The following is a 1,340-nucleotide window of genomic DNA, read 5'->3' on the forward strand; positions in this document are numbered from 1 at the left end:
CTCAGCGCCGTGCACCCACAGGCCGCCGCGCAGTTCCTGCGCCAGGTCCGCGTGCTGCCGTCAGAGCGTGGCGGCTTCGAGGTCAAGGCCGTCGCGCCCGAGACGGTCTACGCCCGGCTGGGCCTGCTGCCAGGCGACCATGTCTACACGCTGGACACCGAGTCCAATCTCGACGTGGACGAGACCTCGATGATCTCGCTGATGCTGGTCACGACCGTCGAGCTGGATGTCGTGCGGGACGGCCAGCCGCTGCGCCTGCGGCTGGCCTTGAACGAGGATGCGCAAGGTGGTGGTGAACCCCGAAACTGAAGCGGCGCCAGCCGTCGCCGAGCTGCCCCGCGGGCGGGCGCGGTTGCTGGGCGACGGCATCCTGTACGCCGCGGCCGGCCTGGTCAGCGCCAGCCAGCGCCATGCAGCCACCATCGTGCTGGCACTTGGCGGCCAGCCGATGACGATCTGGACCGCGCGCGGCACGGTGCAGGGCGAGCTGCTGGTGGTGCGGCCGCTGGTGCGCAAGCGACTGCTGGCGCGTGGGGTACCGCTGGTGCTGATCGACCTGGAGCCCAACCACCCGCAATACCGCGCCTTCCATGGCGTCAACCCGTGGCCGGGTGTCGCCGCACTGGACCTGGCCCGCCACGCCGAGTTCCGCCACGTCGCCCAGGCCTTCTACCAGGGCCAACTGCACGGCAGCGAGCTGGACCAGTCGGCGCGCTGGGCCATCGAACGGGTCGCCAGCGAATTTCCGCCGCCACCGCCGCTGGACCTGCGGGTGCAGCAGATGATGACGCTGATGGACGAGAACCCCTGCTGCTCGCTGGACGAGGTGGCCTGCGCGGTGGGCCTCTCGCCGCACCGCGCGTCGCAGCTGTTCTCGAAATGCATGGGCTTGCCGCTGCGGCGCTACAGCCTGTCCAACAAGATCCGACGTGCCGCGCGGTTCATGGGCAGTGGCAGGCGCCTGACCGACGTGGCACTGGAGGCCGGCTTTGTCGACTCGGCGCATTTCGCCAAGGTCTGGACCCAGACCTACGGCGCATCGCCCTCTCACTTCTTCCCGGCGCAGCGCACCGCCATGGACGACCGGGCCTTGCCGGACTGGATCGACTGGCACCTGGCCCGCCGCCCGCCAGGCGTTGGCAACCCCGAAAAAGTCCTGCGCGCCGCAGCGGTTGCAGGTGCGATGCCGGAGTAGGCACCCCGCCAGCCTCTCCAAGCCAGGGGCCGGCAGCGAAGAACGCAGCGCTTCCCTAGAATCGGGGCGCTTGAACGCCACGGCTGCAGTCGCACCCGGGGCGCTTTGCTTTTTTCGCACCATGCAACTGCCTGTCATCGCCCCC

Annotated in this window: 2 protein-coding genes; both read left to right on the top strand. The window is 69.8% G+C overall.

The features are described from left to right. A partial coding sequence (locus FKP22_RS33180; RefSeq protein ID WP_211361677.1) for a hypothetical protein occupies nucleotides 1-309 on the top strand: 309 nt, incomplete at its 5' end. Then, entirely contained in the window at nucleotides 293-1,195 is a 903-nt protein-coding gene (locus FKP22_RS30565; RefSeq protein WP_170201188.1) for a helix-turn-helix domain-containing protein, read from the top strand. The genes FKP22_RS33180 and FKP22_RS30565, both read left to right, overlap by 17 nt. Nucleotides 1,196-1,340 lie beyond the last annotated feature (145 nt).

The sequence above is a fragment of the Ideonella azotifigens genome, assembly GCF_006519715.1.
Classification (GTDB): domain Bacteria; phylum Pseudomonadota; class Gammaproteobacteria; order Burkholderiales; family Burkholderiaceae_C; genus Ideonella; species Ideonella azotifigens.